Source organism: Peribacillus sp. NPDC096448 (assembly GCF_044762675.1).
In the GTDB taxonomy this organism is placed as follows: Bacteria; Bacillota; Bacilli; order Bacillales; family DSM-1321; genus Peribacillus; species Peribacillus frigoritolerans_B.
Genome location: NZ_JBIWEU010000007.1, coordinates 71,007 through 95,929 on the forward strand (window position 1 = coordinate 71,007; position 24,923 = coordinate 95,929).

At 39.3% G+C, this 24,923-nt stretch carries 26 protein-coding genes and 2 pseudogenes; 8 read left to right on the plus strand and 20 right to left on the minus strand.

The genetic code is table 11. The features are described from left to right. Positions 1–139 precede the first annotated feature (139 nt). Positions 140–886 (minus strand): type I methionyl aminopeptidase, encoded by a 747-nt coding sequence (gene map / locus ACIQ0C_RS13620; RefSeq protein WP_403060695.1) that lies wholly within the window; start codon positions 884–886, stop codon positions 140–142. Positions 887–1,158: 272 nt separating this feature from the next. After that, the gene (gene cdaS, locus ACIQ0C_RS13625) at positions 1,159–1,779 is read right to left on the minus strand and encodes a sporulation-specific diadenylate cyclase CdaS (protein WP_403060698.1); all 621 of its coding nucleotides are present in this window, start codon (positions 1,777–1,779) and stop codon (positions 1,159–1,161) included. Between the two features lie 273 nt (positions 1,780–2,052). Between cdaS and ACIQ0C_RS13630 the strand changes: the two genes are divergently transcribed. After that, positions 2,053–2,373, plus strand: a complete 321-nt coding sequence (locus tag ACIQ0C_RS13630; RefSeq protein WP_048686384.1) for a 2Fe-2S iron-sulfur cluster-binding protein — start codon at positions 2,053–2,055, stop codon at positions 2,371–2,373. A 101-nt stretch (positions 2,374–2,474) separates the two neighbouring features. Here the strand turns inward: ACIQ0C_RS13630 and ACIQ0C_RS13635 are convergent, their stop codons facing one another. Both ACIQ0C_RS13635 and ACIQ0C_RS13640 read right to left on the minus strand, forming a co-directional pair. After that, complete coding sequence (locus ACIQ0C_RS13635) at positions 2,475–2,855, minus strand: VOC family protein (RefSeq protein WP_403060702.1); 381 nt, start codon at positions 2,853–2,855, stop codon at positions 2,475–2,477. A 196-nt stretch (positions 2,856–3,051) separates the two neighbouring features. Beyond that, a complete protein-coding gene (locus ACIQ0C_RS13640) occupies positions 3,052–3,543 on the minus strand; it encodes a hypothetical protein (protein WP_403060705.1) in 492 nt (163 codons plus the stop codon). A 164-nt stretch (positions 3,544–3,707) separates the two neighbouring features. Here ACIQ0C_RS13640 and ACIQ0C_RS13645 point away from each other — a divergent pair, with 164 nt between their 5' ends. From ACIQ0C_RS13645 to ACIQ0C_RS13660, 4 genes are all read left to right on the plus strand, one after another. Continuing rightward, positions 3,708–4,175: a DinB family protein gene (locus ACIQ0C_RS13645; protein ID WP_402841745.1), complete on the plus strand. Its 468-nt coding sequence runs from the start codon at positions 3,708–3,710 to the stop codon at positions 4,173–4,175. 62 nt (positions 4,176–4,237) lie between these two features. Beyond that, a complete protein-coding gene (locus tag ACIQ0C_RS13650) occupies positions 4,238–4,651 on the plus strand; it encodes a VOC family protein (protein ID WP_403060707.1) in 414 nt (137 codons plus the stop codon). A gap of 301 nt (positions 4,652–4,952) precedes the next feature. Continuing rightward, positions 4,953–5,453: a VOC family protein gene (locus tag ACIQ0C_RS13655; protein ID WP_402841751.1), complete on the plus strand. Its 501-nt coding sequence runs from the start codon at positions 4,953–4,955 to the stop codon at positions 5,451–5,453. A 207-nt stretch (positions 5,454–5,660) separates the two neighbouring features. After that, on the plus strand, positions 5,661–6,212 hold the full coding sequence (locus ACIQ0C_RS13660; RefSeq protein WP_403060710.1) for a DUF402 domain-containing protein: 552 nt from the start codon (positions 5,661–5,663) through the stop codon (positions 6,210–6,212). A gap of 86 nt (positions 6,213–6,298) precedes the next feature. Here ACIQ0C_RS13660 and ACIQ0C_RS13665 read toward each other — a convergent pair whose 3' ends face one another. Beyond that, the gene (locus ACIQ0C_RS13665; RefSeq protein WP_403060713.1) at positions 6,299–6,949 is read right to left on the minus strand and encodes a lysozyme family protein; all 651 of its coding nucleotides are present in this window, start codon (positions 6,947–6,949) and stop codon (positions 6,299–6,301) included. A gap of 229 nt (positions 6,950–7,178) precedes the next feature. Here ACIQ0C_RS13665 and ACIQ0C_RS13670 point away from each other — a divergent pair, with 229 nt between their 5' ends. Continuing rightward, on the plus strand, positions 7,179–7,337 hold the full coding sequence (locus ACIQ0C_RS13670) for a DUF4021 domain-containing protein (RefSeq protein ID WP_402841760.1): 159 nt from the start codon (positions 7,179–7,181) through the stop codon (positions 7,335–7,337). Between the two features lie 219 nt (positions 7,338–7,556). Here ACIQ0C_RS13670 and ACIQ0C_RS13675 read toward each other — a convergent pair whose 3' ends face one another. The 5 genes from ACIQ0C_RS13675 to ACIQ0C_RS13695 all read right to left on the minus strand — a co-directional run bounded on the left by ACIQ0C_RS13675 (position 7,557) and on the right by ACIQ0C_RS13695 (position 11,747). Continuing rightward, the gene (locus ACIQ0C_RS13675; RefSeq protein WP_403060716.1) at positions 7,557–8,342 is read right to left on the minus strand and encodes a glucose 1-dehydrogenase; all 786 of its coding nucleotides are present in this window, start codon (positions 8,340–8,342) and stop codon (positions 7,557–7,559) included. 50 nt (positions 8,343–8,392) lie between these two features. Beyond that, positions 8,393–9,145: an SDR family NAD(P)-dependent oxidoreductase gene (locus tag ACIQ0C_RS13680; protein ID WP_403060719.1), complete on the minus strand. Its 753-nt coding sequence runs from the start codon at positions 9,143–9,145 to the stop codon at positions 8,393–8,395. A gap of 33 nt (positions 9,146–9,178) precedes the next feature. Continuing rightward, positions 9,179–9,967 carry an SDR family NAD(P)-dependent oxidoreductase gene (locus ACIQ0C_RS13685; protein ID WP_403060722.1) on the minus strand — a complete coding sequence of 263 codons (789 nt, stop codon included), beginning with the start codon at positions 9,965–9,967 and terminating at the stop codon, positions 9,179–9,181. A gap of 113 nt (positions 9,968–10,080) precedes the next feature. Further along, positions 10,081–10,731: a GntR family transcriptional regulator gene (locus ACIQ0C_RS13690; RefSeq protein ID WP_402841772.1), complete on the minus strand. Its 651-nt coding sequence runs from the start codon at positions 10,729–10,731 to the stop codon at positions 10,081–10,083. 218 nt (positions 10,732–10,949) lie between these two features. Next, positions 10,950–11,747 carry a DUF2935 domain-containing protein gene (locus ACIQ0C_RS13695; RefSeq protein WP_402841774.1) on the minus strand — a complete coding sequence of 266 codons (798 nt, stop codon included), beginning with the start codon at positions 11,745–11,747 and terminating at the stop codon, positions 10,950–10,952. Between the two features lie 356 nt (positions 11,748–12,103). Here ACIQ0C_RS13695 and ACIQ0C_RS13700 point away from each other — a divergent pair. Then, positions 12,104–12,535: pseudogene (locus tag ACIQ0C_RS13700) on the plus strand (formylglycine-generating enzyme family protein); the annotation flags it as partial. 424 nt (positions 12,536–12,959) lie between these two features. Here ACIQ0C_RS13700 and ACIQ0C_RS13705 read toward each other — a convergent pair. From ACIQ0C_RS13705 to ACIQ0C_RS13750, 10 genes and pseudogenes are all read right to left on the minus strand, one after another. Next, positions 12,960–13,961: a C40 family peptidase gene (locus tag ACIQ0C_RS13705; protein WP_403060725.1), complete on the minus strand. Its 1,002-nt coding sequence runs from the start codon at positions 13,959–13,961 to the stop codon at positions 12,960–12,962. A gap of 26 nt (positions 13,962–13,987) precedes the next feature. After that, positions 13,988–15,070, minus strand: coding sequence for a dipeptide epimerase (locus tag ACIQ0C_RS13710; protein ID WP_403060728.1), 1,083 nt, complete (start codon positions 15,068–15,070; stop codon positions 13,988–13,990). A gap of 15 nt (positions 15,071–15,085) precedes the next feature. Continuing rightward, positions 15,086–16,246: a DUF819 family protein gene (locus ACIQ0C_RS13715; RefSeq protein ID WP_402841782.1), complete on the minus strand. Its 1,161-nt coding sequence runs from the start codon at positions 16,244–16,246 to the stop codon at positions 15,086–15,088. 161 nt (positions 16,247–16,407) lie between these two features. Then, a complete protein-coding gene (locus tag ACIQ0C_RS13720; protein ID WP_402841785.1) occupies positions 16,408–16,725 on the minus strand; it encodes a DUF3870 domain-containing protein in 318 nt (105 codons plus the stop codon). Between the two features lie 324 nt (positions 16,726–17,049). Next, positions 17,050–17,916, minus strand: coding sequence for a nitrilase-related carbon-nitrogen hydrolase (locus ACIQ0C_RS13725; protein WP_403060731.1), 867 nt, complete (start codon positions 17,914–17,916; stop codon positions 17,050–17,052). Between the two features lie 70 nt (positions 17,917–17,986). Further along, positions 17,987–19,471: a sodium:solute symporter family protein gene (locus ACIQ0C_RS13730; protein WP_403060734.1), complete on the minus strand. Its 1,485-nt coding sequence runs from the start codon at positions 19,469–19,471 to the stop codon at positions 17,987–17,989. Continuing rightward, the gene (locus ACIQ0C_RS13735; RefSeq protein WP_402841793.1) at positions 19,468–19,668 is read right to left on the minus strand and encodes a DUF3311 domain-containing protein; all 201 of its coding nucleotides are present in this window, start codon (positions 19,666–19,668) and stop codon (positions 19,468–19,470) included. The genes ACIQ0C_RS13730 and ACIQ0C_RS13735 overlap by 4 nt, the downstream gene beginning before the upstream one ends. A gap of 139 nt (positions 19,669–19,807) precedes the next feature. Continuing rightward, complete coding sequence (locus tag ACIQ0C_RS13740) at positions 19,808–21,040, minus strand: Zn-dependent hydrolase (protein WP_403060737.1); 1,233 nt, start codon at positions 21,038–21,040, stop codon at positions 19,808–19,810. A 103-nt stretch (positions 21,041–21,143) separates the two neighbouring features. Beyond that, positions 21,144–22,763: pseudogene (locus tag ACIQ0C_RS13745) on the minus strand (amidohydrolase). A 319-nt stretch (positions 22,764–23,082) separates the two neighbouring features. Further along, positions 23,083–23,967, minus strand: coding sequence for a hypothetical protein (locus tag ACIQ0C_RS13750; RefSeq protein WP_402841803.1), 885 nt, complete (start codon positions 23,965–23,967; stop codon positions 23,083–23,085). A 187-nt stretch (positions 23,968–24,154) separates the two neighbouring features. Between ACIQ0C_RS13750 and ACIQ0C_RS13755 the strand changes: the two genes are divergently transcribed. Next, complete coding sequence (locus ACIQ0C_RS13755; RefSeq protein ID WP_403060740.1) at positions 24,155–24,886, plus strand: hypothetical protein; 732 nt, start codon at positions 24,155–24,157, stop codon at positions 24,884–24,886. Positions 24,887–24,923: the final 37 nt, after the last annotated feature.

Below are 24,923 nucleotides of genomic sequence, written 5' to 3' on the forward strand. Positions count from 1 at the left end.
ATGCCAAACTGCCTAGTACTAATTTTTTGGATTCGATCTATTGTGGGATGGGGGAATTCCGAATATCCTGTCGAGGTTTATTGTGAATTAGTTTAAAACAAAAAGAAACGGCCTATGATAAGGCCGTTTCTTTTTGTTTTTACTGTTCCGTTAAAATGATCGGATCTTCTTTTGTAATGACGAGGGTATGTTCATATTGGGCGGAAAGCTTTCCATCTGCCGTTCTCGCCGTCCAGCCGTCTTGGTCCATTTTCATATGCCATGTTCCTGCATTCAGCATTGGCTCGATCGTGATGACCATACCTTCTTTTAAACGGGCACCTTTACCTGGCTTACCATAATGTAGGACGGTTGGGTCCTCATGCATGGTTTTGCCGATTCCGTGTCCTGTAAAATCGCGGACAACAGAAAACTTTTCACCTTCTGCATATGACTGGATTGCATGCCCGATGTCCCCGAGACGATTTCCTGCCCGTGCAACTTCTATGCCTCTATATAAAGCATTCTTGGTTACATCCATTAAGCGCTGAGCTTCATCGGAAACTTCACCGACTGCATATGTCCAAGCTGAATCCGCCAAACCGCCATTAAGGTTCACCACCATATCAATCGTAACGATGTCTCCCTCTTTTAATGCTTTTTTTTGCGGAAAGCCGTGACAAATCACATCATTCACTGATGCACATGTTGCATATTTGTAGCCGTTATAGCCCTTTTGTTCAGGTGTAGCACCATGCTCTGCCAAGTAGTTATCGACAAATTCTTCTATTTCCCAAGTCGTGATGCCCGGTTTTATCATTTTTGCAATTTCTCTATGCGTCGCAGCAAGAAGTTTGCCCGCTTCATGCATCAAATTTATTTCTCGTTCACTTTTAATGGTTATCATTTAAAATCCTCTTTCGTTTTATAACTTTTCTGCTTGAGACTCCTTATTTATCATATGCCTTTTTTTATATAAAAAGCAACCAAAAACCCGGTAAAAATCACCGGGTTCATTAATTCATGACCTTTTCTGTACCTGCATTTCTTAGAAAAATAAGCTTTTACAAAAGTGCTAAAAATGGAAGCGAGCGTCTACGTTATTTACACAATTGAATATTCCAGGTGTGATTTACCTAGAACATAATAATCACCATATGGCTTATTGTTTCAAAAATTCTAAATAGGACCATGTGTATTAATTGGGTACAGATTCCCATTAAAAGCAAAAGAAACTCTTCCTGTTTCCTCTGATACTACCAATACAAGTGCATCACTTCGTTCAGATAAACCTAATGCAGAGCGGTGGCGTGTTCCAAGTTTTTTTCCCCCTGTTGATCTGTCTGAAAGCGGAAGGACATTTGCTGCGGAAACAATCTGGTTTTGACTAACCAAAACGGCACCATCATGCAGTGGATTTCCAGGGAAAAAAATTGATTCCAATAAAGAATGGGTTAACTCCGCTCCTATTGAAATACCGGGTTTAATCAATGAATCAAGAGGATCTCCCCGTTGAATCACGATCAATCCGCCATGTCTCAAATTTGACAAATTTTGTACGCAAATTGATAATTCGGGATATTTGTCCGTAAACGGTGACAAATAACAGTTTAAATAAAATGTTGCTGCCTTCATATCGATGAATATGAATTTATCCTTTATTTTCTCGAAACTTCCAAGGAGACAATAATTTTCATCACCCATTGCTTCTAAATTATCCTGTAATGCCGATATTACTTGGCGTATCTCCTCTTTTAACATTTGTTTCATCGGTGAAAAATCACAATTGCCATTATTCACAGGCATGCACCTCCCTTTTATTATTTCACTCTCTTTTTTCCATAAATCTTAATTGGCCTCGAAAAGACCTTTCTTAATTTCCCTAGCACTATTTACCCTTGTAAAATTAATAATTATGAATGTACTTAAAGTTTGTCTTCACGATAATTAATTATTCATCTTTACTATCAATCAGCAATGACTTCACATTTTTTTATGTCATATGGGCAAGGTAAGAGAATAGATATATTAATGACCTGTTGATAGATATCCTATAATAAGAGGTGGTATTAGATGCCTTATGTAACAGTATTTGACCAAGGAACGTTTGAAGTTGAAATGGGAAAAAAGTTAGTATTAGCATTGGAAGATAACGGAATAAATATTCTACACCGATGCGGTGGGAAGGCTAAGTGTACAACTTGCAGAGTGGAAATATTGGCAGGTGATTTTTTGGAGGTCACACATAAAGAAAAAAAGGTCTTTGAGGAAAAAGGAATGGAAGATCATTTGCGTTTATCTTGTCAAATTTACGTGAATGGAGACATAACCATTCGGCCGATCAAAACGGTTGAGAACTCTGGACTTCCTGCTGGGCCAAGGCCTGAAGACTAAATAGTTTCATAAATAGTGTAGTTTTGATCAAAAAACAGCAAAACGACTAAAAATATTTTTTCTAGTCGTTTTGCTGTTTTTTTTATCTTTAGCTAAATGATTTACTTCTTTTCCATGACCGCAAAGTAATTATCTTCATTATCAGCAAAGTTGAAGACTCTTCCAGATGGCATATTTACAAGTTCTCCCACTTTGATATTCTTCTCCGAAAAGTCTTTATATAATTCATCAAGATTATCCGAGTAAAACATTAATGAAGGTGTAGCAAGATTTAATTCAGGCTGCATTTTAGCAATGAATTCCTTATTATGCAGGATGATACTCGTTTGTGCTTCCTTTGTTGGGGCTATTTCAATCCATCTAAACCCTTGGCCGTTATCTTCTTCAGAAATTACGCTAAATCCGAATTTTTCCGTCCAAAATTTCAATGACTCATCTTGGTTATTAACATATAACATAATTTGACCGACTTTATTAATCATTGGGTTCTCTCCTTTTCTGCTGGTTCCGTTATTAATTGAATCGTTATGTATAAGCATCATGCTGGTTGGGAATAATAAACTGATTTAATCGTATAATAAATGCAAGATTTAATCAATATTTACAAAAATTGAATTTTTCCGCTTTTAGGAGGGTTTTTAATAACCAACACAAGTGTTTAAGGAAAGCAGATATCTCTTACGAATTTTGCTTAATTGTTTCTTCTACGTATTCCAAGAAATCTGTATGTGCCGTATTACCTTCCAGATATTGAGCTACCACAGTTAATGGTATTATAACTCTATCTCTCTTTTTGGAGTAAAGAACCGTCTCTGTTTTAATGCCCCTATTCACTTCATCTAGTTCAGAAGAAAAATGATATACAGAATCATATTCATACCATTTATAATCTTGATTTATATTCCTTTTTATAACTTCTCCAATATACGCACCTATCCTTATCACAAAATTATCAAAATGATTCTTTAAAAGTTCCCTCCCCATTTGAGTAGTACTTAATCTTTTCGTATAAGCATCTATATAACGAATGCTTTCAATAGTGAAATCTAAATTTCTCTTTGTTAGGTTCTCTTGATCCCAATTGTCTTCTGACACATCCTGATACATTAATTTCGCAATGCCTTTTAAATCATTTTTTATTAATTTAGTTTTATTTAAGGAACCGAACATATGACATTTCCCCTTTTCACATTATCTATTGGTTAATTATACATTAATGGAATTGCTCCATTGTTTAATTAAAAAAGCTGTGCAATCTTTATATACATAAATTTGCAGGACTTTTCGATTTTTCACAGAACTTCTTTACAGAGTATTTATCAAAGGAGAGTGAAATGGTGGTTCTTTCGAAAGAGGGTTTGTTAAATATTTTGGAAGGCAACAGGAGATTGACGTTGCGGGTGGTTGAAGCTTTCCCTGAAGAGGAATTATTTCATTATACACCGGCCGGGAAGCTTCGCCCTTTCGCAGAGATGGTTAAAGAAGTCATGAACATTGAGACTGGATATATGCGTGGAATTGCACTGGGTATTTGGGAGTTTCCAGATTCCTTTTCCGTAATTTCCACCAAAGAAGATCTCGTATCAGCATGCGAAGCAGTAAGGGATGAGACGAGGAAATTGTGGGAGGAAATGACCGAGGAAACGCTTGGAGTGGTTGAAAAAGATCCTTTTTTCGGTCCCTCACAAAGCCACTTTGATAGACTTCAATATGCCCTGGAAAATGAGATCCACCATAGGGGACAGGGTTATATTTATCTTAGAACGCTTGGAATTGAACCACCGGAATTTTTCGTAAGGTAATAATGCATTAAGTAATAAATTGGGAGCAATGAAAAATAAATAAGAAAATAGGAGTGAGATACATGTCAGTTGATGCATATCTTAATTTTAATGGAAATTGTCGACAAGCAGTAGAGTTCTACGCAGAGGTTTTTGGAACGGAACCACCAAATATCATGACTTTTGGGGAAACACCGCCTAATCCGGAATTTCCCCTTCCAGAAGAAGCGAAAAATTTAGTCATGCATACAAGGCTTACTATTAATGGAAGCAATATCATGTTTTCAGATACTTTTCCTGGTATGCCTTTTGTAGAAGGAAATAATATCAGCCTGGCATATGTCGGTAATGATATGGAAGAAATTAAATCGATCTTTAACAAACTAAGTGAAGGCGGCACGGTTGGTCTAGAGCTACAGGAAACATTCTGGAGTAAAATTTACGGTCAGTTAACCGATAAATTCGGAATCCAATGGCAATTTAACTTCGAAAGCTAGAAAAGAAATTTGGATATAGGACTTTTCACGGTTTTGAAAAGTTTCTATATCCTTTTGTATTTCCATCACCATGAGGCAAGGATATTGTAACAGCAAAGGATTAAGGGGATTAGTTAAATGATCGGTTGGAATACACAACGCACCCTGACTTTACATCATTATCTTGGTTCTTGATAAATGGTGTATAGTAAAAGGGTAATTTCAAGGTATTTAATCTAATCGACTAAATTCCCATTTCCATGATCATAATAGCAAGTTTAGTTATCCTGGATATACATAAAAACAATAAAGGAGAAAAATCATGAAAAACAAAATTCAAAAAATCACAACCAACCTGTGGTTTGATTCACAAGCTGAAGAGGCGGCGAAGTTCTACACTTCCATCTTCGAAAATTCTAAGATCGGAAGAATCACTAGCTATGGAAATGAAGGAAATCAAATCCATGGGAAGCCACAGGGAACAGTGATGACAGTGGAATTTGAATTGGAAGGACAAGCATTCGTAGCATTAAATGGCGGTCCGCAATTCAAATTCACAGAGGCAATATCATTTATCATCCATTGCGAGGATCAAAAAGAATTGGACTATTATTGGGAAAAACTCTCCGAAGGCGGAGATGAAAAGGCGCAAGTGTGCGGTTGGCTGAAAGATCAATTTGGCGTGTCATGGCAAATTGTCCCTGCGAATCTAACTGAGATGGTAAACGACTCCAATCCTGAAAAATCGGAAAGGATGATGAAAGCGCTGCTCCAAATGAAGAAAATTGACATTAAAACTTTAAATCAGGCGTATATAGGATAAAGTTCCAAGAAACAAATTTCTAGTAAGCTGTGTTCGTTGCAGAAAAGTGGACGATTTTGAAGTAACAAAAGCCTAGTTTCTCGGTACTTGAAATTAGGTTTTGATATTTGAATTTCCTTAAAGTTTCCTGTCGTTATCAAAGTAAAAAAGAAAAACTTTCAAGGAAAATGAATGATCTAGATAGTTTTTAAGGGAGAAATAGAATCGATGGACAATATATTTCCAACAGCACTTCAACGTGGCGATGAAATAATAGAAAGAAAAATCCGCTATGATTCCTTAGTTGTAGAACATAACTGTTTGCTTTTAAAAGCACAAAATCATCATGTCGTGCTGTTTCATGAAATCATGGATTCGTTCACGATGAAAGCGGGTCCTATAAAATTAACCATTCCTATTGGAAGTTATACGATTGCTTATTATTGGAAAGACCGCCCTTATAATTTATACATTTGGAGAGATAATGAAGGCAATTATTTAGGATCCTATTTTAATATTGTAAAAAATACATATATGGCGGATAAGTTGGTATCCTTTGAGGATTTGATCATTGATATCTTGGTGCTTCCAAGTGGCGCCCATTTTATTTTGGACAAGGAAGAGTTACCTGTGCCATTAGAGCAATTTGAGAGTGGTTCTGTAGAACAAGCCTTAAACTCTTTACTTGATTCCATTGATATTTCTCTTTCACAAATCATTGAAGAATCCAAGAAACTCTATAAACATTACGACCTCCTTCCATGGTTGAACGATAAATGACAATGGTTTTGATTCTTTGAACTCCACAATAGAGGTAACTTCATGAACAAAAAGCCTACTTCATTCAGTAGGCTTTTTGTTCCCTCTCACTCACCATCAGCTTGAGCCGATATACTGTTGGCAAGCTCCTCAATGTTCTTAGATACCTTCGCACTGTATGAGTAGTCACCGTAGCAATATGGGTATCGAAAATTATCTTTGTCTCCGCCGCAATCATAGAGAGTGGGGTTCTTTTCGACCTGAAGCATGGAGAACTTCTTCGCAAGTTTTTCATTATGCTTGCCCCCTTCATTCGCAACGAAATCAATATAACCGATTCCCATGTTATATGCTTGAATGATCGTGGCAAAATCCACGCCCTTTTCATTGCCATATTCATTGATCTTCTTAAAATGTTTCACCCCATACTTAATGCTTTCCGTTGGATCTGTGATTGCATTTGGATCAAGTCCCGCTGACTCAGATGCCTGCATGGGGTCTCCGCCCCGTCCTCGGCTTTCCTGCTGCATCAAAGCAATCAATGTCGAAGTATGCTCCTCAAGTCCGTATTTAGACAACTCCCCTTGAAGAAGTGAGCTATACTTTTTTACGTTCGCAAAAGAATCAAGCGTATTTACTGATGTGGAAACATTTTCGGAATTGGGGGTTTTCATGATCTCCTTAATGAGCAAAAATGTAAAAACCAGGATAAAAATGACAAAAACTTTCTTTGATTTATTACGTTTCTTCTTCTTCACATTCTCTCTCCGATATCTCTAAGTTAATATATTTATATCTTAACAAATAGTAAGACTGATAACTATTTAGAATACCCAATTAAATGTTTTGCAAATGAGACTGCCAGTAATTGAAATTAATATATTTCCTTCAGCTCTAAACTTAACCGCAAAATCTTAGAAGGAACAGTGTCACACTGTGCATATTTTATCGAACAATGAGTCACCCTATTGGTTGGAGGTGATATGTATGGACAAGAAGAATGAAAAAGAAGAAATCATCCTTGATGATAAAAAGAAAAAATATAGAAACGAGTTTGGGGCAGATCCGGATGAACAAGAAATGAATGGCCTGTATGGTATGTTGGAAACTGAATATGAAGATAAGCTTCACGATAAAGAAAAGTAACGATTGGGTTATTGTATAAGCGCCTTATATGGCGTTTTTCTATGTGTTCATATTCTAAAGGTTCGTATTTTGTTTCATATGAACTGATTTTTAAATATACAAAAAAAACGAAAACCGAGAAAGTCTTCGTTTTTTTCAAATTTAGATCCATTCGGTCATTAACTAAAAGGATACGATTAAAAAAGGGGGTGACCAAATACTGTCACTCCCTTTACTCGATTAGTATTGTGAAGACTGTCCGCCATCAATGGGAATGACTGCACCGTTGATGAACTCTGATTCCCCTGATAATAGGAAGGCGACTAAGCGGCCGACCTCTTCAGGCTTACCAAAGCGTTTCTTAGGATTCACACTGACGAAATCCGCCATTGCCTCTTCCCAATTTTCCCCGCCTATTTGCCTGAATGATCCTTCTACCATCGCTGTTAAGATTACCCCTGGTGCAATGGCATTTATGCTGATTCCATATTGGCCATATTCTATGGCAGCTGTTTTTGTTAAGCCTGCTACAGCATGTTTACTTGCAACGTACGCAGCTTGGTTAAGTACAGCACGAATTCCACCTACGGAAGCCACGTTCACCACTGCGCCTGATCCTTGTTCTTTCATGATTGGCAGAATGTATTTCATACCAAAGAATACACCATTGATATTGATGTCCGTTACTTTGTTGAAAACTTTACTATCGTACTCAGCCATAGGGGCTTGTTTACCTTCGATACCCGCATTATTATAGAATCCATCGATTCTGCCATATTTGCTGACTGTTTGGTCTACATAGTTCTTAACTGCCTCTTCATCCGATACGTCTGCAGTGACTAAAAGCACGTCCGATTCTGGTGCAATTTCCAAGATTAATTTTTTTGTCACTTCCAAAGATGCATCGTTTAAATCAACTAATGAAAGTTTAGCCCCTTCTTTAGCCAATTCCAATGCGGCTGCTTGTCCTAAACCGGATCCTGCCCCAGTAATGATTACAACTTTGCCATCGAATCGTTTGCTCATTTGTCAAAACTCCCTTTTTAAGTTATCCCGAAAATCTATTTGAATACTGATTATCCCTTAAAGCTTAAGAATCCATCATCAACAGGAATGACTTGTCCATTAATGGCATCCGCTTTTTCAGAGAACAAGAACGTTACAACTTCAGCAACTTTTTCTGGCTGAATCAATTTTTTCCTCATATGAAGTTGTGCCAAACTGTCCAGGAACTCTGGATCTTCGCCAATGATCGGCGTTTCGATAAAACCTGGTGCAACGCCGACAACACGAATCCCATATTGCGCAAGTTCAATTGCACCGGATTTAGTCATGGCGATGACTGCAGCTTTTGCAGCATGGTAATTAAAGCTGCCAATTGAAACCATCGTTCCATATATTGACGCTGTATTGACGATCGTTGCCCCAGTTACACCAAGCTCGACCATCTTCCTTGCTGCATAATACATGCCATAATATACGCCGTGTTGGTCAACATCAACTACTCTGTGGTATGATTCTGGATCCATCTCTAAAAATGGTTTAACTAGTCCAATTCCAGCGTTGTTGAAAATGCCATTGATGGTGCCATGATTGGCAATTGCAGCTTCCACCATCGCTTCCACTTCTTCCGCTTTAGCTACATCCACTTTCACAAAAGATGCCGTGCCTCCCTTTTGTTGAATAGATTCAGCCGTTTCTTTGGCAGCAACATCATTGTAATCAGCCGCAACGACAATAGCTCCCTGTTCAGCTAATTTATATGCCGTTTCCTTGCCAATACCGCTGTCCGCTCCTGTAATTATTATGACCTTTCCTTGTAAACTCATGTAACGTCCCCCTTTAACAAAGTTTGTTGCTTATCAAATTAAAATGGCCCCTCCGTCAATTACAAGTTCTTGACCCGTAATGTGGCTGGAAAGATCGGATACTAAGTACATCATTAAATTTGCAATTTCCTGCGGCTCAGCATACCGTCCATCCGGAGTCGTTGCTTCCAACTGTTTTCTAGCCGTTTCAGCTGCCTCGGAATCACCTTGACCAAAGCCGCTTTCAATCGACCGCATCATAGCCGTATTGACGACACCTGGGCAGACGGCATTCACCCGGACACCATATGGAGCAACTTCGACACCAGCTGTTTTCGTCATTCCAAGAACCGCATGTTTACTTGCGCCATACGCCACCATGTTTGGTGTTGCCAGTAAACCCGCTCCAGAAGCTGTATTTACGACCGCACCGCTTTTTTGTTCAATCATATGTGGCAATACATGTTTCAAGCCCAAGAAAACGCCGCGTACATTTATTGACATTAATTGATCGAAAACCTCAGTAGGATAATCGATAAGCGGCATTATTTTGCCTTCCCATCCGGCATTATTCAAGAAAATATCGATTTTGCCATAGAAATCTATCGTTTTTTGAACATAATCTTTAATATCATCTTCCTTTGTAACATCGGCTTTAACGAATTTCGCTTCGCCGCCTTTTTCTTTGATTTTACTAACCGTTAGCATGCCAGCCTCTTCGGAAAGGTCTACAACAACCACTTTGGCCCCATTTTCTGAAAGTGTAATAGACGCTGCCCGGCCGATACCCCCGCCGCCACCGGTAACAATTGCTACTTTTTCTGTAAAATTGAATGCTTGCATAATATTCTCCCTTTCTCCCTTTAATCTTGGTGATGATATTCTTGTTTGAATACGATTACATCATAACACCATTTTTGTCGATTGTCGACAATTTGGTTTTAGAGTCAAAGACTCTACATCACTCCACGATTCAAGGCTTCATGAATTTCATTTTTTGCTTTAAGGAAATCATCTTCTAGAATGGCTTCTATGGACATTTTTAATCTGAAATGGAAACTTTCCATTGTTTCCGTGCTCCATTGACTTTGGGCAAAAACCATGAGAATATGACTGGCTTCTTCAAAAAATCTTGATAATGCTTTGTTATTAGCGATTGAAAAAATATATCGAAATATCTGTGTTGCCCTTTTTTGATACTCGATTACATTCCTTTTTTCACACTCATCGGTAGCACTTGCCAAATGCATTCGTAATGATTGCTTATTTTCTGCGTGCCACTTCCCTTGGGAAAATTCAATGCCCATCTGGATCAGCCCGATCGTAACATCATTATATTCAATGATTTCCTTTTGTGAAAATGGCTTGACTATCGTTCCCCGCCGCGGCATCCTCTCAACAATACCGTCAACCTGCAATAGATATAGGGCTTCGCGTACGGGTGCACGGCTGGTATTCAATTCTTTGGAAATGTCTTCTTCGACGATTTTCTCTCCAGCTTCTATTTCACCTTCAATGATTTTTTTTAAAATGTGTTTAGCAATTTGTTGTGGTAACGATTCTCCAAAATAAATGCCATCTGCCAAATTGGAAGTATTTCCAAACATCTTTCAGCACTCCTATACTTCTATAATTAATTTTAGTTCTTCTAGTATAACATAAGGATAGGAATTAACTTCCTTTAAAAAAATCACATCCCGTATGGTAACCAACCTAGAATTAACCGAAAGCCTCTTCGCTGAGCTATGCATACCCTGTTGGTTTTTGGGGTTAAATGCAACTGATATAGAGCCCATTTAAAGAAAGGGCTCCATGGTGTACTTTTTTATTCCACTAGCCTCGGTTTCGCTGGATCGCAGTCTGGCTTTTCCGTGTCTGTCGATTCAGCTAGTTTCGTTAAATAATAACATTCTTCACGCCACATATGATCTGCCATTAATGGCGAAAGCGTTCCAAGGGCCTGCGCACTGAGGTCAAGCTCCTCCAATTCAAGCAGGAAGTGCTGGAAGAATTTAATTTCCAATGTGACGTCCGCATTCATTTTTTCCAATGCTGGGAATGTTGACAGATTGGTTCGCAAAAACCCAGCCATTTCAACAGCTTTTAAATAAAAATCATTAAAATGTTTTTTATATTGGTCACTTTTCTCTTTTAACCTTTTTTCAACTTCATCCATATTGGATGATATTGCACCTGCATGTCCTGCTGCATCTAATAGCCAAACTAAATGATGATGAAGTTCATGAAAAACCGGTGGCATTTGATTTGAATTGAAGTATTTCAATAACCTTAAATATTCTTCTAATTCATTCACCATATGATTAAGGAATGAAGGTGAAAGATGTATTTTTATTTTACCCACCAGATGTTCTTTAATTAGGCATAGCTTAAATTCTCGAAATCTTAATGTTTCTTCTTCAGCCTTGGCGGTAAGTTGGGAAATCTCTTCTGAATTGGCTTTACCAAGGAGAGAATCAAAAACTTGAATGAATTCTGAGGCAATTTCAATGTATTCCACTTCAACCGGAGCTAAAGACTCATGGATGAACCTGGCATGGTCACCTAAGATTTGCAGCCAAAACCGATGCTCGAATCTTGCTGTTTTCTCCAAAAACTCGTTCATTTACTCTCCCCCATAATTTTAAGTATAAGAAAAGAAAGTCACTTATTATTTGTATTCCTAAACCTACAAACTTATTAATATAATTATATGGGGCGTAATTAAGCTTAAGATTGATTCATACCCGCATGATTGTACATCGACCGAGGTCAAATCCCGTCCACTCCCCAGTGAGTCAAACGTGTTCATACCTTCTTCAAACCGGTCATTTTAGTACATATTTATCCCTACAGATATCTGCAAATACAAACATAAATTGTATTGATTTAAATGTTCTTCAAGTGGTGAAAATTGTGAATCGGGGTCAGTTGGAGGTAGGTAGATTGTCAAAGGAAGTAATGAGTTACATTGACTATCCAATGGTGAAAGTTCCAGGTGGAGAAATAGAATTAAGGGACGATAGAATTAAAAGCAAATGGAAAGCTGAAATCAGACCGTTCCTTCTTGCCCGTTATCCTGTTACTACGGATTTCTACTATACTATTACAAATGAATCACCTAATTCCTTTTGATCGGGATTTAAAACCTGTTGTGAATATTTCTTGGTATGATGCCATTTCTTTTTGTAATCTACTTTCACAAAAAGCTGGACTGGGAGAGTCTTATTCTATTAATGGTGAAAACATTGTTTGTGATTGGGAATCAAACGGTTTTCGACTTCCTACAGAAGCAATGCATGTAAAGCCGGTACTGCTGGTTATAGAAATGGAGAGCTGAATAACATTGCCTGGTATAACGAAAATTCAGGGGACAAAATCCATGAAATAGGAACAAAGGAACCTAATCCATGGGCTTGAATACCAGATGCTTTTCATCTGGAGTTACAGTAAAATCAGCAATGGAAAACGTTCTTAAAAATTGCTCAACATCAGGTTTTGGAAAAGTGATCATCATTGGCAACCCCTTACATTTATAATATTGAGAAATATCCGTAAATAATTATACCCTTTTTTTCCTCATTGATATTAAGGAAGTAGTGAATTAAGGTTTTTACTAGCGTAAAAAGGATAATCTTCTCTCCCTTAAAATAAATTTAGTTCAATTAATCTTAACTAAACATTATATAGGTATCCGCTACTTCAGGTTATTCAACACTATTCCTCTATAAAGAAATCGTAGCATCGTTTTGTCATTCGCTAGACTGAAAGTAAGATCTGTTTAAATACGAAAAAAGCTTAAGAGCACAGTGCTCTTAAGCTTCTAGCTTATTAAGCATCAATCGATATATCTTCTTGCCCCGGCATATTCCTCTCCGTAACCCGATGTTTTTATTTCATCTATCCTTACATGTGTTGAGCTGTTAGGCGAATGGATCATTTTGCCGTCACCAATATACATTCCGACATGATGGACCTTTCCTTTCCCTTTATCATGGGCAAAAAATAGTAAGTCACCTGGTTGAAGATTTTCTTGTTCAACCTTTTTGCCATGCTGAGCCTGAACGGAAGAGTCCCTTGGGATCGTTATTCCATTAGCATGATACATGGTATACGTAAATCCAGAACAGTCAAATCCAAAACCGGACATTCCTGCCCATAGATAAGGTAGCCCTAAAAATCCTTTTCCTGATTCAACGATGTCCTCACCGTTTGGAGTTGGTATTTGATTTTCATTTTTATAGACTGACACATCCTGCTTTTCTATCCATTTTGCCCCATTACTCGGTGTCATCACCTTCACTTTATCTTTTTTCACCTGCAATATCGGGAGGCGGGTATTGAAGCTGACCTCCATGAATTTGGACCGAAGTTTCGAATCCGAATAGAGCCAAGTCTTTGGGGCATTTACAAGGGCAAATCCTCGTTTAAATTGCTTCTCAAAAGAATTTCCGTCTTTTAATTGTACCTTTGGCATCCATCCTGGATAACCAATATCATTGCGGGGTGTCGGTTGATTGGCAACGGCTACTTTCACCCATTCACCCTGCTCTTCAAGAATCGTCACTTTAGAACCATATAAAGCTTGTGTTTCCAGGTTACCTACAAGCCACAGCTTGTCTTCATATTTCATCGAGCCGATCCATGCGTTCAAATCAACGGGATTCGATGCAGATGGAGCATCGATTTCCCTTAATAATCCCGGCTCAGTCCAAAGAGTTGCCACGTTCACATCAACATAGGCAATTCGCAGCTTCTCTCTTGAACTAGCTTCATTGGGACTGAATACTAAAATACCAATCGCAAATAAAGAAAGTACAAACACAGTTAAGCTTTTCAAAAATACTCACCCTTTCGAAATTGTTTTTATTGAGTAAAAGAGGATTTCCTCTTGACTCCCAGTCCAGGTTTATCGGAAATTAGAAGTTGATCTTTTATAAATTGAATGCCTTCAAATGGCTCATTCTTAATCCATAATGGTGCATCTAAATCAATCTTTGTTATATTTGGATGGGCGGTTGCAAGATGAGCCGCGGCCGCTACACTTACGGTTGATTCCATCATGCTCCCGATCATGCATTCCACTCCAGCTGCTTCTGCCATATCGGCGATTTGGAGTGCACGTCGAATTCCGCCAGTTTTCATTAATTTAATATTAAGGAAATCAACAGCAAGTTCATTCAGGAGTCTCATGGCATCACGTGGGGAAAACAAACTTTCATCGGCCATGATCGGCACTTGGACAGACCTTTTTATTTCTTTCAATCCTTCGATATCATGGGCTTGAACGGGCTGTTCCACCAAATCAACGTTCAGCTTTCTTTCCTCGATTTCATGAATGATGGAAATCGCTTGTTTTGTTGTCCACCCTTGATTTGCGTCAATCCTGATCATAACCTGGTCGCCAACAGCAGCACGAATGCTGGCAACCCGCTCCACATCACTCTTCCAATCTTTCCCCAGTTTTATCTTTATCGTAGAGAACCCTCCATCGATAAGGGACAATGCCGCCTTTGCCATTTTTTCGGGTTCATCAACGCCGATGGTCATATCATTTTTCAGGACATTGGTTTTACCGCCCAGATATTGATATAATGGGAGCTGCCATCGTTTGCTGACTGCGTCGTACAAAGCGATTTCAACAGCAGCTTTTGCACTAGTGTTACCTACACAGGATCGTTGGATCAGTTGAGACAATGCATTGATATTCTCGATGTCGCGGCCAATCAGATGTGGTGTGATCACTTCTTCAATGACCGTCATGATTCCTTTTACAGAATCACCTGTGATGGCAACCGTAGGTGCTGCAGCTCCCAAACCTTCCGTTCCATCCTCCAACTTTACGGAAACCATGATGTTTTCAATTTCCATTGCGGTGCGTAATGCAGTCTTGAATGGCTTGACAAGTGGCAAGGTTTCCACTGATACTTGTAAACTTTCAATCTTCATATTAACAACCCTTCCTTAAAAGCTTGAGAGTATATATGATGTAAGAATTCCAAAATAGGTGCCCAGAAGACTGCCAAGTACAGCCATCAATATCCCGACCGGTATTAGCGCCCGGTTGAATGCTCCAGCCAATATAGGGGCCGATGCCACACCCCCTATATTGGCCAACGAGGCAACTCCCATTGTAAATAGATCCAACTTAAAGATTTTGGCCAAAATGACCATGATCAATCCATGAAAGAATAGGATCATAAATCCGGATATAATATACACAGGTGCTTGAAACAGCTGTGAAAAATCGGCATGGGAAGCAATTAAACCAATGACTATATAAAGCATGACTTTGGAAATTTCCATGGAACCGGCAATACGTCCAACCTTCGTGACAGCCAGAATTAATCCTACGGTCGAAGCGATGATGATCGTCCAAGTGGTTCCATTCACAGCGGCACCGAGTACCGGCAGTTTCTCCCCAATTTTGGTTGCCCCTGCTGAAACAATTAATGCCAGCGCCAAGAAACCGATCAATTCCACGAATCCAAATTCCGTCTTGGCGGTTTCCCCCGCTTCAAGCTCGGAAGTCATTTGATCAATGAAAGATGTATCTGCTTTAGTCCAAATATTGAATTTTCCAGCAAGAGGCACCAGCCAAAACAAGAACATGACCCAAATGGAATAATTGATTGTATCCATGATCAACGCATAGCCAAAAATATTTTCAGGCACATCAAGTATGCCTTGCAAGATCACCATATTGGCAGATCCCCCTGTCCAGCTTGCGCTCAAAGCCGAGAATGCCTTCCAAGTTCCTTCCGCATAAAAGCCATTCATTAAAACATAAGTAAGAGTGAACCCTCCAATAATGCTGAATGAAGCCGCAAAAAAAGTTAAAAGCATCTTTGGTCCAAGTCTGATGATTTTCCGCATATCGCATTGCAAAAGCATAAGCATCAACATGGCAGGCAGCAGGAGCCCCCGTATGGTGCCATATGCACTTTCGACTGACTCACTATCTGAAAAGACCCCGAATGTTTTCATCAGAGCCGCTCCAATATAAATAAGGACAATACCAGGAACATACTTGAAGAACTTTCCTCCTATCTTTTTCTCCACAACCGCAATCACGGCAGTAAATGCCAATAAAAAGCAGACAAACATCACACCATCTTGAATCATATTCCATACCTCCTTATATTTTATAACAAAATGAAATTTCCATTTTATTCAAACTCATCAATGGATTCTTGCATAGCACAACATAGAAAAATCCAGCTGCCAAAGAGTGCGTACGCACTCTTTAACAGCTGGATTTCAATTGCGACTGACAAAAGAAGCAGCTATATCTTATAAAGTTGCTGATATTTGATGCTGGCATTTCTCAGGGCGACAGTCAGTGCTTTCTGAGATGAACCAAAATACCGTTGCTCAATTTCTTTTTCCAATTCATCGGGCCGAAGAATAGATTTACCAACTAACATGGATTGAATGAAGCGTGATGTAATCGATATCGTAGTCGAGCATTCCGCATCCACTATTTCATGCGTATCACTATCAATGACGAACCCGATAAAAAAGCAGTTGAATTGCTGTGTAATTGGATTATTGGACGCCGCCTTCGATTCGCCAACTATATATACTGTATTCTGTTGAAACATATTTGTTGTGCCTCCTGCCATTACAGACATCATAACAGGTATAAATAGGGTGACTATCTATATTATTACAATATGAAATGGTTATATATATTCTAATATATATAGCAAGCAGTTGACAATTATATTTTGTATATTAAGTCAATTCCCGATTCTTTCGCAAGAGAATAGATAAGGTCTTTAACCAATACGCCAATCAAACGGAAAAAATCACGAAGAATAACTAGGTATTAAAGAACACTTCTCAGGGGTCATTTTTTGACCTACCCCCACACTTTATTGGACCTTCACATTCATTATTCCGACTATGGTTCGGGATCCAACACATTATTTCAGCCCTTCATATGGCGCATATTTCGCATACATGTCTTTTCGGCGATTGCGATCCTTGAAAGTGGTCGCCGCACCACTTTTTCGATTCTGATAAAGCTCGTCCATATCCACTGTACCGGTAATGATTGTATGTTCATTCATTACCGCCTCGACTATTATTCCATTTGCTGGCCAGGCGCTGTCACAGGGGCTAAGGATACTGGCACGGCCATATCCGTTCGGCAAGGGTGACCCTGGTTCACCAACAGTGGGGCAATGAACAAAATATACCTGATTTTCGATTGCACGTGCATGTGCGCAATGGCGAACTCGCCAAAAGCCAGCCTCTGTAAATGTGTATGATGGGCAAAAAATGATGTCGGCGCCGTTCACTGATAATATCCTTGAAATTTCAGGTATCTCCGCTTCATAACATACCGCTATTCCTATTTTAACCGGACCAATGGAATAAACCTCTAGATCATCACCTTCAGAAGTATGCCAATTCGCTTCAGCAGGAAATATATGAGTCTTTTTATGTTCAACGACCGATCCGTCTTTATCAAAAATGTACGCTATATTGAAGTATTCATTTTTACGGCGTTCCAGATGAGTGCCCGCAATGATGACCTGTTTTCTTTTTCTTGAAAGTGAGCTGAAAAGATTTTTGTATTGATTCGTATATTCATCAATCCTGGTAACGGACGAAGCATCCTGTTCCCCAAAGGCCGTTGATAACCCGATAGTTAACAGTTCAGGAAAAATGATATAATCCGAGTCTTCGGGAACTTGGGTGATCAAGTCTTCTACTTGTTCCTGAAATTCATTGAAAGTTGACACTTTTTCTACACGAAATTGACAAGCCGTTATTTTAATCTTCACAAAATTCCTCCCAAATCATGTTTTATCAGTTCTTCCAGACAGTACTTCCATTTGCCTTGTTTAAAAGAAATCAGGATATCTTGTCCAAATCATTCATTTCGGTGTGTTGCGTGGAGATATGTTTTGTCAGTGCACTTACAATGAATGTTACTAATATATTAATCAATAATGCTATGACGCCTGTACTGATATCATTAATTACATGTGGGGTATTTGGGAGGAATGTAGAAACCTTCACATCTGCAATTGTCGCATATAAAACAATCAGGACACCTGCCAATATTCCTGCCATTGCACCAAACTTATTGATGATATTGTTTTTTGGCAAACTGCAAAACAAGGAAGGTGCCAGTTGTGTAATTAAACTGTATGACATGATATTCAAGATGGCCAAAGCCTCGCCGCCTGTAACCGTTACAATTAAAGCAATGATTGAGATACCGATAATAATTATCCTTGAGACAATCAATTGAAGTGTTTCATTCGCAGCAGGGACCAGAACTTTGAAAAAGCTATTTGTCAGACCTACCGATGCAGCCATTAGCATGACTGAAGCAGGTACTAGGGCCGTCAATAAACCGGCAGCTCCGATTATCCCTATCACCCATGGATCGAATGTTTGAATCGCCAGCCTTAAAAGTGAGAGATCCCCATCAGCTCCTTGCAAACCCGGGATTTCCATGATGGCTGTAAATCCAATAAAAAAAACAAACAGCAGCAACAATGTGTATAAGGGTAACGCAATCGCATTTTTGCGAAGGGTCCTTTCCCCATTGGACGATAAAACGACCATGAATGTTTGTGGCAGCAAATAAAATCCTAGTGCATTCAGCAAAACGGTGGACACAAACCAGGACTGACTCAATCCCTGATCCGCCAAAACCAACATTTCCGGTTTAGCAGCTTGGACGGTCTCGAACATTGGCTGTATGCCTCCGAAGTAATGAACTGGAATGTAAATCCCTAAAAAGATAACGACCACCAAAATCATGAAATCTTTCAGTATGGCTGTCCATGCCGACCCATGAATGCCTGAAATCATTACATAAGTAGTTACAACCACAGCACCGATCACACTTGCAGCAACTGGTGAAATTGCTCCGTATGATGCTTCTGAAACAATGATACCTAATCCTTTGAGCTGAATGACTATGTACGGAACAAGGGCTAAGCTTCCCAATACCGCAACGATCATCCCCATCGACCTGCTTTTATATTTAGATGCAAAATACTCTGGCTGAGAGATAATGGAATGGCGTTTTGAATATCTCCATATTTTAGGGACGAGCCAATATGATAGGACGTAAGCTAAGAAAATATAGGCGGGAACATAATAAGCGGCGGCACCTTTTGAGTATGCCCACCCACTTCCGCCCAGGAATGTAAAAGTTGTATAAATTTCACCTGCTATCAAGAGAAAAATGAAGAATGTACCGAAGCCCCTGCCCCCTACGGCAAATTGCTCCATATCCATATCCTTCCCTTTTCTTGCTTTTATCCCTAAATAAAGTGCTAGAACCAAAAAGATGGCAATGATGAGCAATGAGATATTCATTCAGAATCACTCCCTTTATTATCAGGATCGAACTTATAGACGATCATTAGGATAATCGATGCCATCACCATCCAAAATGCTACCCAAAATAACAAAAAAGGCATCCCAAATATGTACGGTTCTATTTTATTTGCATAGGGCAATAAACCTAAAAACCCTATAAATGGAACAAAAAGCAATAGCTTAATAGCATCCAAATTATACCCTCCCCCAATTAGGTTCCTTACACCACGGATGCATAACCATCAGTCAAGCCGGATTTCATGATGAACTGATGGTTTGCTAGCACCATTAGGTCACTGTTATTAGCTGTATTACAACCACCCTATTTTCGTCTTAAGATGACTGGATGGCAAGGACCGTTTCCAATATTACATTGACGCCTTTTTCACAATCTTCCCAAGTAGTAAGTTCCTCTTCACAATGGCTTTTTCCGTTGATGCTTGGAACGAAAACCATGGCAGTAGGTATATAGCTGGCAATAAACTGTGCATCATGTCCTGCACCGCTTACCATTCTTTTATAAGGTAGTCCTAGTGATTTGCTCGATTGCTCTAATAAATTGCAAATGGATTTGTCGAACCACACGGTATCCCTGTCCCACAATTTTTTCACTTGGATGTCACAGCCGCCTTCTGAACCTGTAGTTGTAAGGCTTTTTATGACTTCCTCCACCTTTTCGATGACTTTGGAATCCTTATGCCTCGCTTCTAGCGAAAAAACCACTTTATTAGGGATGACCGTATGGATATTAGGAAACACATTTACCCTTCCCATCGTAAAAACCAAATCGTCATCAAGCATGCCTAACTTCTGACGGGCCTCCATAATCAAGCTATTCGCAGAGAAGAAAGCATCCTTTCTCATATTCATCGGTGTGGTTCCTGCATGATCGGATTCTCCTGTAACTTCTATCTCATAGCACACCATACCAAGGACACATTCAACGACACCGACCGTTAGTGATTCCCGTTCAAGAATTGGCCCTTGTTCAATATGCAACTCTAGAAATGCAGTCGCTTCTTTTAAACGAGACTCTTTATCCCCAGCATATCCAATGGCATTCAAAGCACTTTCGAAAGTCGTTCCTTCACTATCCGTTTTTTGCAGCATGATCGATTTTTCGAATTTACCTGAAAGGACTCCCGAGGACATCATGGAAGGTTCGAATCTGGCTCCCTCTTCATTCGTAAAGTTGACGATCATTACCGGAATTTTAGGCTGGATATTATTTTCCACCAGAGTCCGCACGACTTCCAAACCTGCAGCCACACCCAAGATACCATCAAACCGTCCGCCCTTTTTTACGGTATCCATATGTGATCCCATTACAATAGGTGGTTTGTTTTCTAGTCCCGCCAAAGTGGCATAAATATTCCCCATATCATCAACCTTAATCGTCATACCCAATTCTTTACAGCAAGCGCAAAAATAATCACGGACTAATCGATCTTCTTCGGAAAGGGATAGCCGTGTGACTCCGTTGTTTTCCGTGCGTCCAAAATCAGCAAATTTCTCTAGCGTACGACTCAGCCTCTCACCATTAATTAATAATTTTTGCTTTTTCATAGCGAATATCCCCCTTTTAAATAACTTGCTAAATCTTCTTGCATTCGTTTAAGCCAAAAAAAGGTAAGTGGAGGTCTTGTTGTTTTAGAATAGTCACGCTAGATTATATTTCCACCATTGTTTCCCTATGATAAAGAATCTCCCCATTCAGAATCGTTGATTCAACTTTCAAATCCTTGATATTTTGGGAATCCACTTTCAATATACTATCATTCAATACTACTAGATCGGCCAGCTTTCCTGCCTCCAGACTGCCTTTGACATCTTCATCGAAACTCGCAAACGCGCCATTCCATGTGTATAGTTTAATGGCTTCCAATACGCTAATCGATTGAACCGCACCTATTCTCGTACCAGACCTGCTTGTTCTATTAACAGCAACGTGTATGCCTAATATAGGGTCGTGATCAGTAACGGGAGCATCCGAACCGCCTGCGGCCATAATGCCATTGTCAATAAAATCACGGGCAGCGTACATGTGGTTGACCCTATTGCCGTAATGTTCAATATAAATATCTCCGAATTCATAAGGAAATGGGGGGTTGGGGATCGGGATTATTCCAAGTTCTTTCATCCTCATTTGTAAATCTGGCTAAGATATTCCAGCATGCTCAATTCTATGTCTATGATCTTTTCTGGGCGATTCGTTCAAAGCCTTTTCCACGCAATTTAAATACATCTCTATCGCTTTGTCACCTTGGGCATGGACTGTGATCTGATAGCCTTTTTTATGTGCCTGACCTAATACTTGATAGATCTCCTCTTCTTTATAATAAAGAATGCCGGAATAACCAGGGTCACTCGAATAAGGCTCACGGGTAGCAATTGTCGGACCGGTACTGCTGCCATCCGTAAACAATTTGGCTGGTCCGATTTTGAATCTTTCATCCCCAGTTCCGGTCATCACTCCCGAATCCACCATTTTATTCACAAATTCATGAGAATTATTCAATGAACCGACCATCGCATAGATACGGACACGAATATCCTTATTTTTTATGGCCTGCTGCATTAAACGGAAACTTTCAGGACCATGAGCACCAGCTTCATGAATGCTTGTAATGCCTGCTGTGATGAAATGCTCCGACGCTATTTTGACTGCCTTCAACAGTTCACTTTCCGAATAGCTTGCTCTGTCGGCCATTATCATATTTGCTGTTTCAATGAGTTTGCCTGTAATCCTCCCCGCTCCATCTTTTTCAATGATCCCCCCAGTTGGATTCTCCGAGTTTTCATCAATCCGGGCAATCTCTAACGCCCTGCTATTCACCACGCTTATATGGCTGCATGTACGGGTTACGATAATGGGATGGTCTGTTGAAATAGCATCCAATTCCGCTATAGTTGGATAACGTTTTTCTTTCACTGCGGTCTCATTGAAGCCCCAGGCACGGATCCACTCACCTTTAGGGATCGTCGAAGCTTTCTTCTTCAGATCGTTTAACAAATCTTCTACAGATTTGATATGTTCAGCTTTACAGCTAACTGCCAATTGATTGACACCATACAATATAAGATGAATATGAGAATCTATAAACCCAGGAAGTAATGACTTTCCCTGCAAATCAATCACATTTGTTTCTTCTCTGATAAATGCCTTGATCTCCTGATTCGTTCCGACCGCCGAGATACGATCACCGTTAATTGCCAGGGCTTCTGCGACTTCATTTTTTTGATTTACGGTTATGACTTCGCCGTTAATGAACACGATATCAGCTTTCAACCAACACACCCCTTCCTTATTGTTGTTCCACCCTCAGTTTTAGCAACCTCTTCCTTTGCTGTCCCTGTCGCCACTTATCGGAATATTCTGTTTTCAACAGATTCATTATATCCACACCAGATTGTGAAATCATTAGACAAATAGTTAAAAATATCATCGTTTTTTTATACCTTTTATATAATTATGTCTTATTTCCCATGGTTTGCTGGCCCAGCCCCTTTTTATCACGCCCAAAGGATTAATACCTAAGTGGACCATAACCAACAAAAAAGGATAGATTCAGCTGCTGATTCGCTTATCTATCCCGCCATTAATTCAATTACAACCCATTCAATCTCCCGATAATGCCAATGGTCAAATACTGTTTGTTTGCATGAAAATCCCATGGCCAGTATCGAAGGGTTAATTCGCTTTTATCGACTTTTTCAATAAACGTTTTTACCCCTATCAATGCTGCCCCATATCCCACGTTCGAGGCCAATGCAAAGATGGCATTCATCCCTTCGTTAATGGTATCCATATACTCAGGTTCGATTTTTAAGATATCAGTCCATGTAATACAGAATCCATTTTGCTTAGTACATTTAGATATAGAGTGATTCACTGTACGAACGATCTCATCCCTTAAATCTAAAATTCCATTCTTCAGCTCTTCTGCATCTATTTTCTGATAGTGGTTTGCATGATCAGAAAGCAGTTCCTTGGCCCAATTATAAAATAGTTGGGTATAAATGGCGGAAGTTGCCACGATATCAAAATCATTATAATAATTAGCAAAAACACTTTCAGAAAGCTGACCTAACCGATTTTCGGTATCCTTTAAATATTGAATAATTCCCTTTGCCGTTTCGCCACGATTCAGCATGGAAGACAGGTGGTGATCAAAATCCACTTTATCGAGGCCTGTGACATCAATTTCGATAAGTTGAATTTTCTCCCGGGTCCGTTCAGGCAAATTTGCCGTACCCTTTTCCATACTTTTCATATCAATATCAAATAGGTATATGGAGTTGCATTTAGTTGCCAGATACTCTAAATCCAAATCATCGCAATTGCCTGCACCGACGATAGCCACTTTATTTACGAACGCTTTTTTCAAAAAAACGGCATCGAATAACCCAGTAACTTGTATACGATGCTGTTTCCACCGCAACTTTCTGTCTTCATCCCGGTTATGATTCATTTTTCTTTGATAGGTTTCCAAGTCAATCTCTCCCTTTAGGGTACTACCGGATTTATTTATTGTAACAAAGTATCCCGATATTTTGGAGTGCAGGTGATTTCGCACCGAGGAAAAGATAGGCTCCATTTCCATAGTAAAATGAGCGATTAAAATGTTAGAATAATATGGGAATTAATGAGAAGTAGCAGAGATTACAGGAGGGTGTTCCTTGACCAAAACAAAAAAGATTTTACTGACTTTACTAGGAGTTTTTTTAATCATCTTGGCCGGTGTGATGATCCTTATGTTTTCATTCACACAGAGCATGAAAACAGATCCTGATGAAGAAAAGAAGGTCAGGGATCAAGCTGAACGATATTTAGAGAAAAATTTTGATGAAGGAACCGAAATATACGATGTCCTATACGACAATATGGGAAACAGGGGCTATTTTGAATACGCAGCTAAAGTGAAACATGAAAAATATGGTACGCATTTTCTGGTTTTCTTTAATGATGAAACAGGGGAAATGGAGGATACATTCCTATCTGATAAATGGCAGGATGATGCAGAGAAGGAAATCAGGCCTTATGTTGAAAAAGAACTGGGTGACGTGTTGATATCCAAGGAAATGGAAGGAATTGCGGAAAGCGAAGATTGGGAGAAGATTCAAGAAGAAATAGGCGATTATAATCAATTACTCTTGGTCTTTGAAGAGGGGATAGGTAAAGAATTGAAGATTGATCCGAATAAACCAGCCAGCTATAAAGATTACGAAGTTTCCCCAACCATTCGGATTACCCTTTCACGTAAGAAACAGGACGCAGATGAAGACCGCTTTACAGAAATTATCAACGCCCTTAAAAAAGATAGAGTTCTTAAACATGGAAATATGATTGTAGACTATATTAGTACCAAAGGTGTGCCACTTGAAGAGGAGAATTGGAGTAAAAAGTTTTAAAACAATCATATAGTTTAACAGTAAGGTAAAGAGCAGC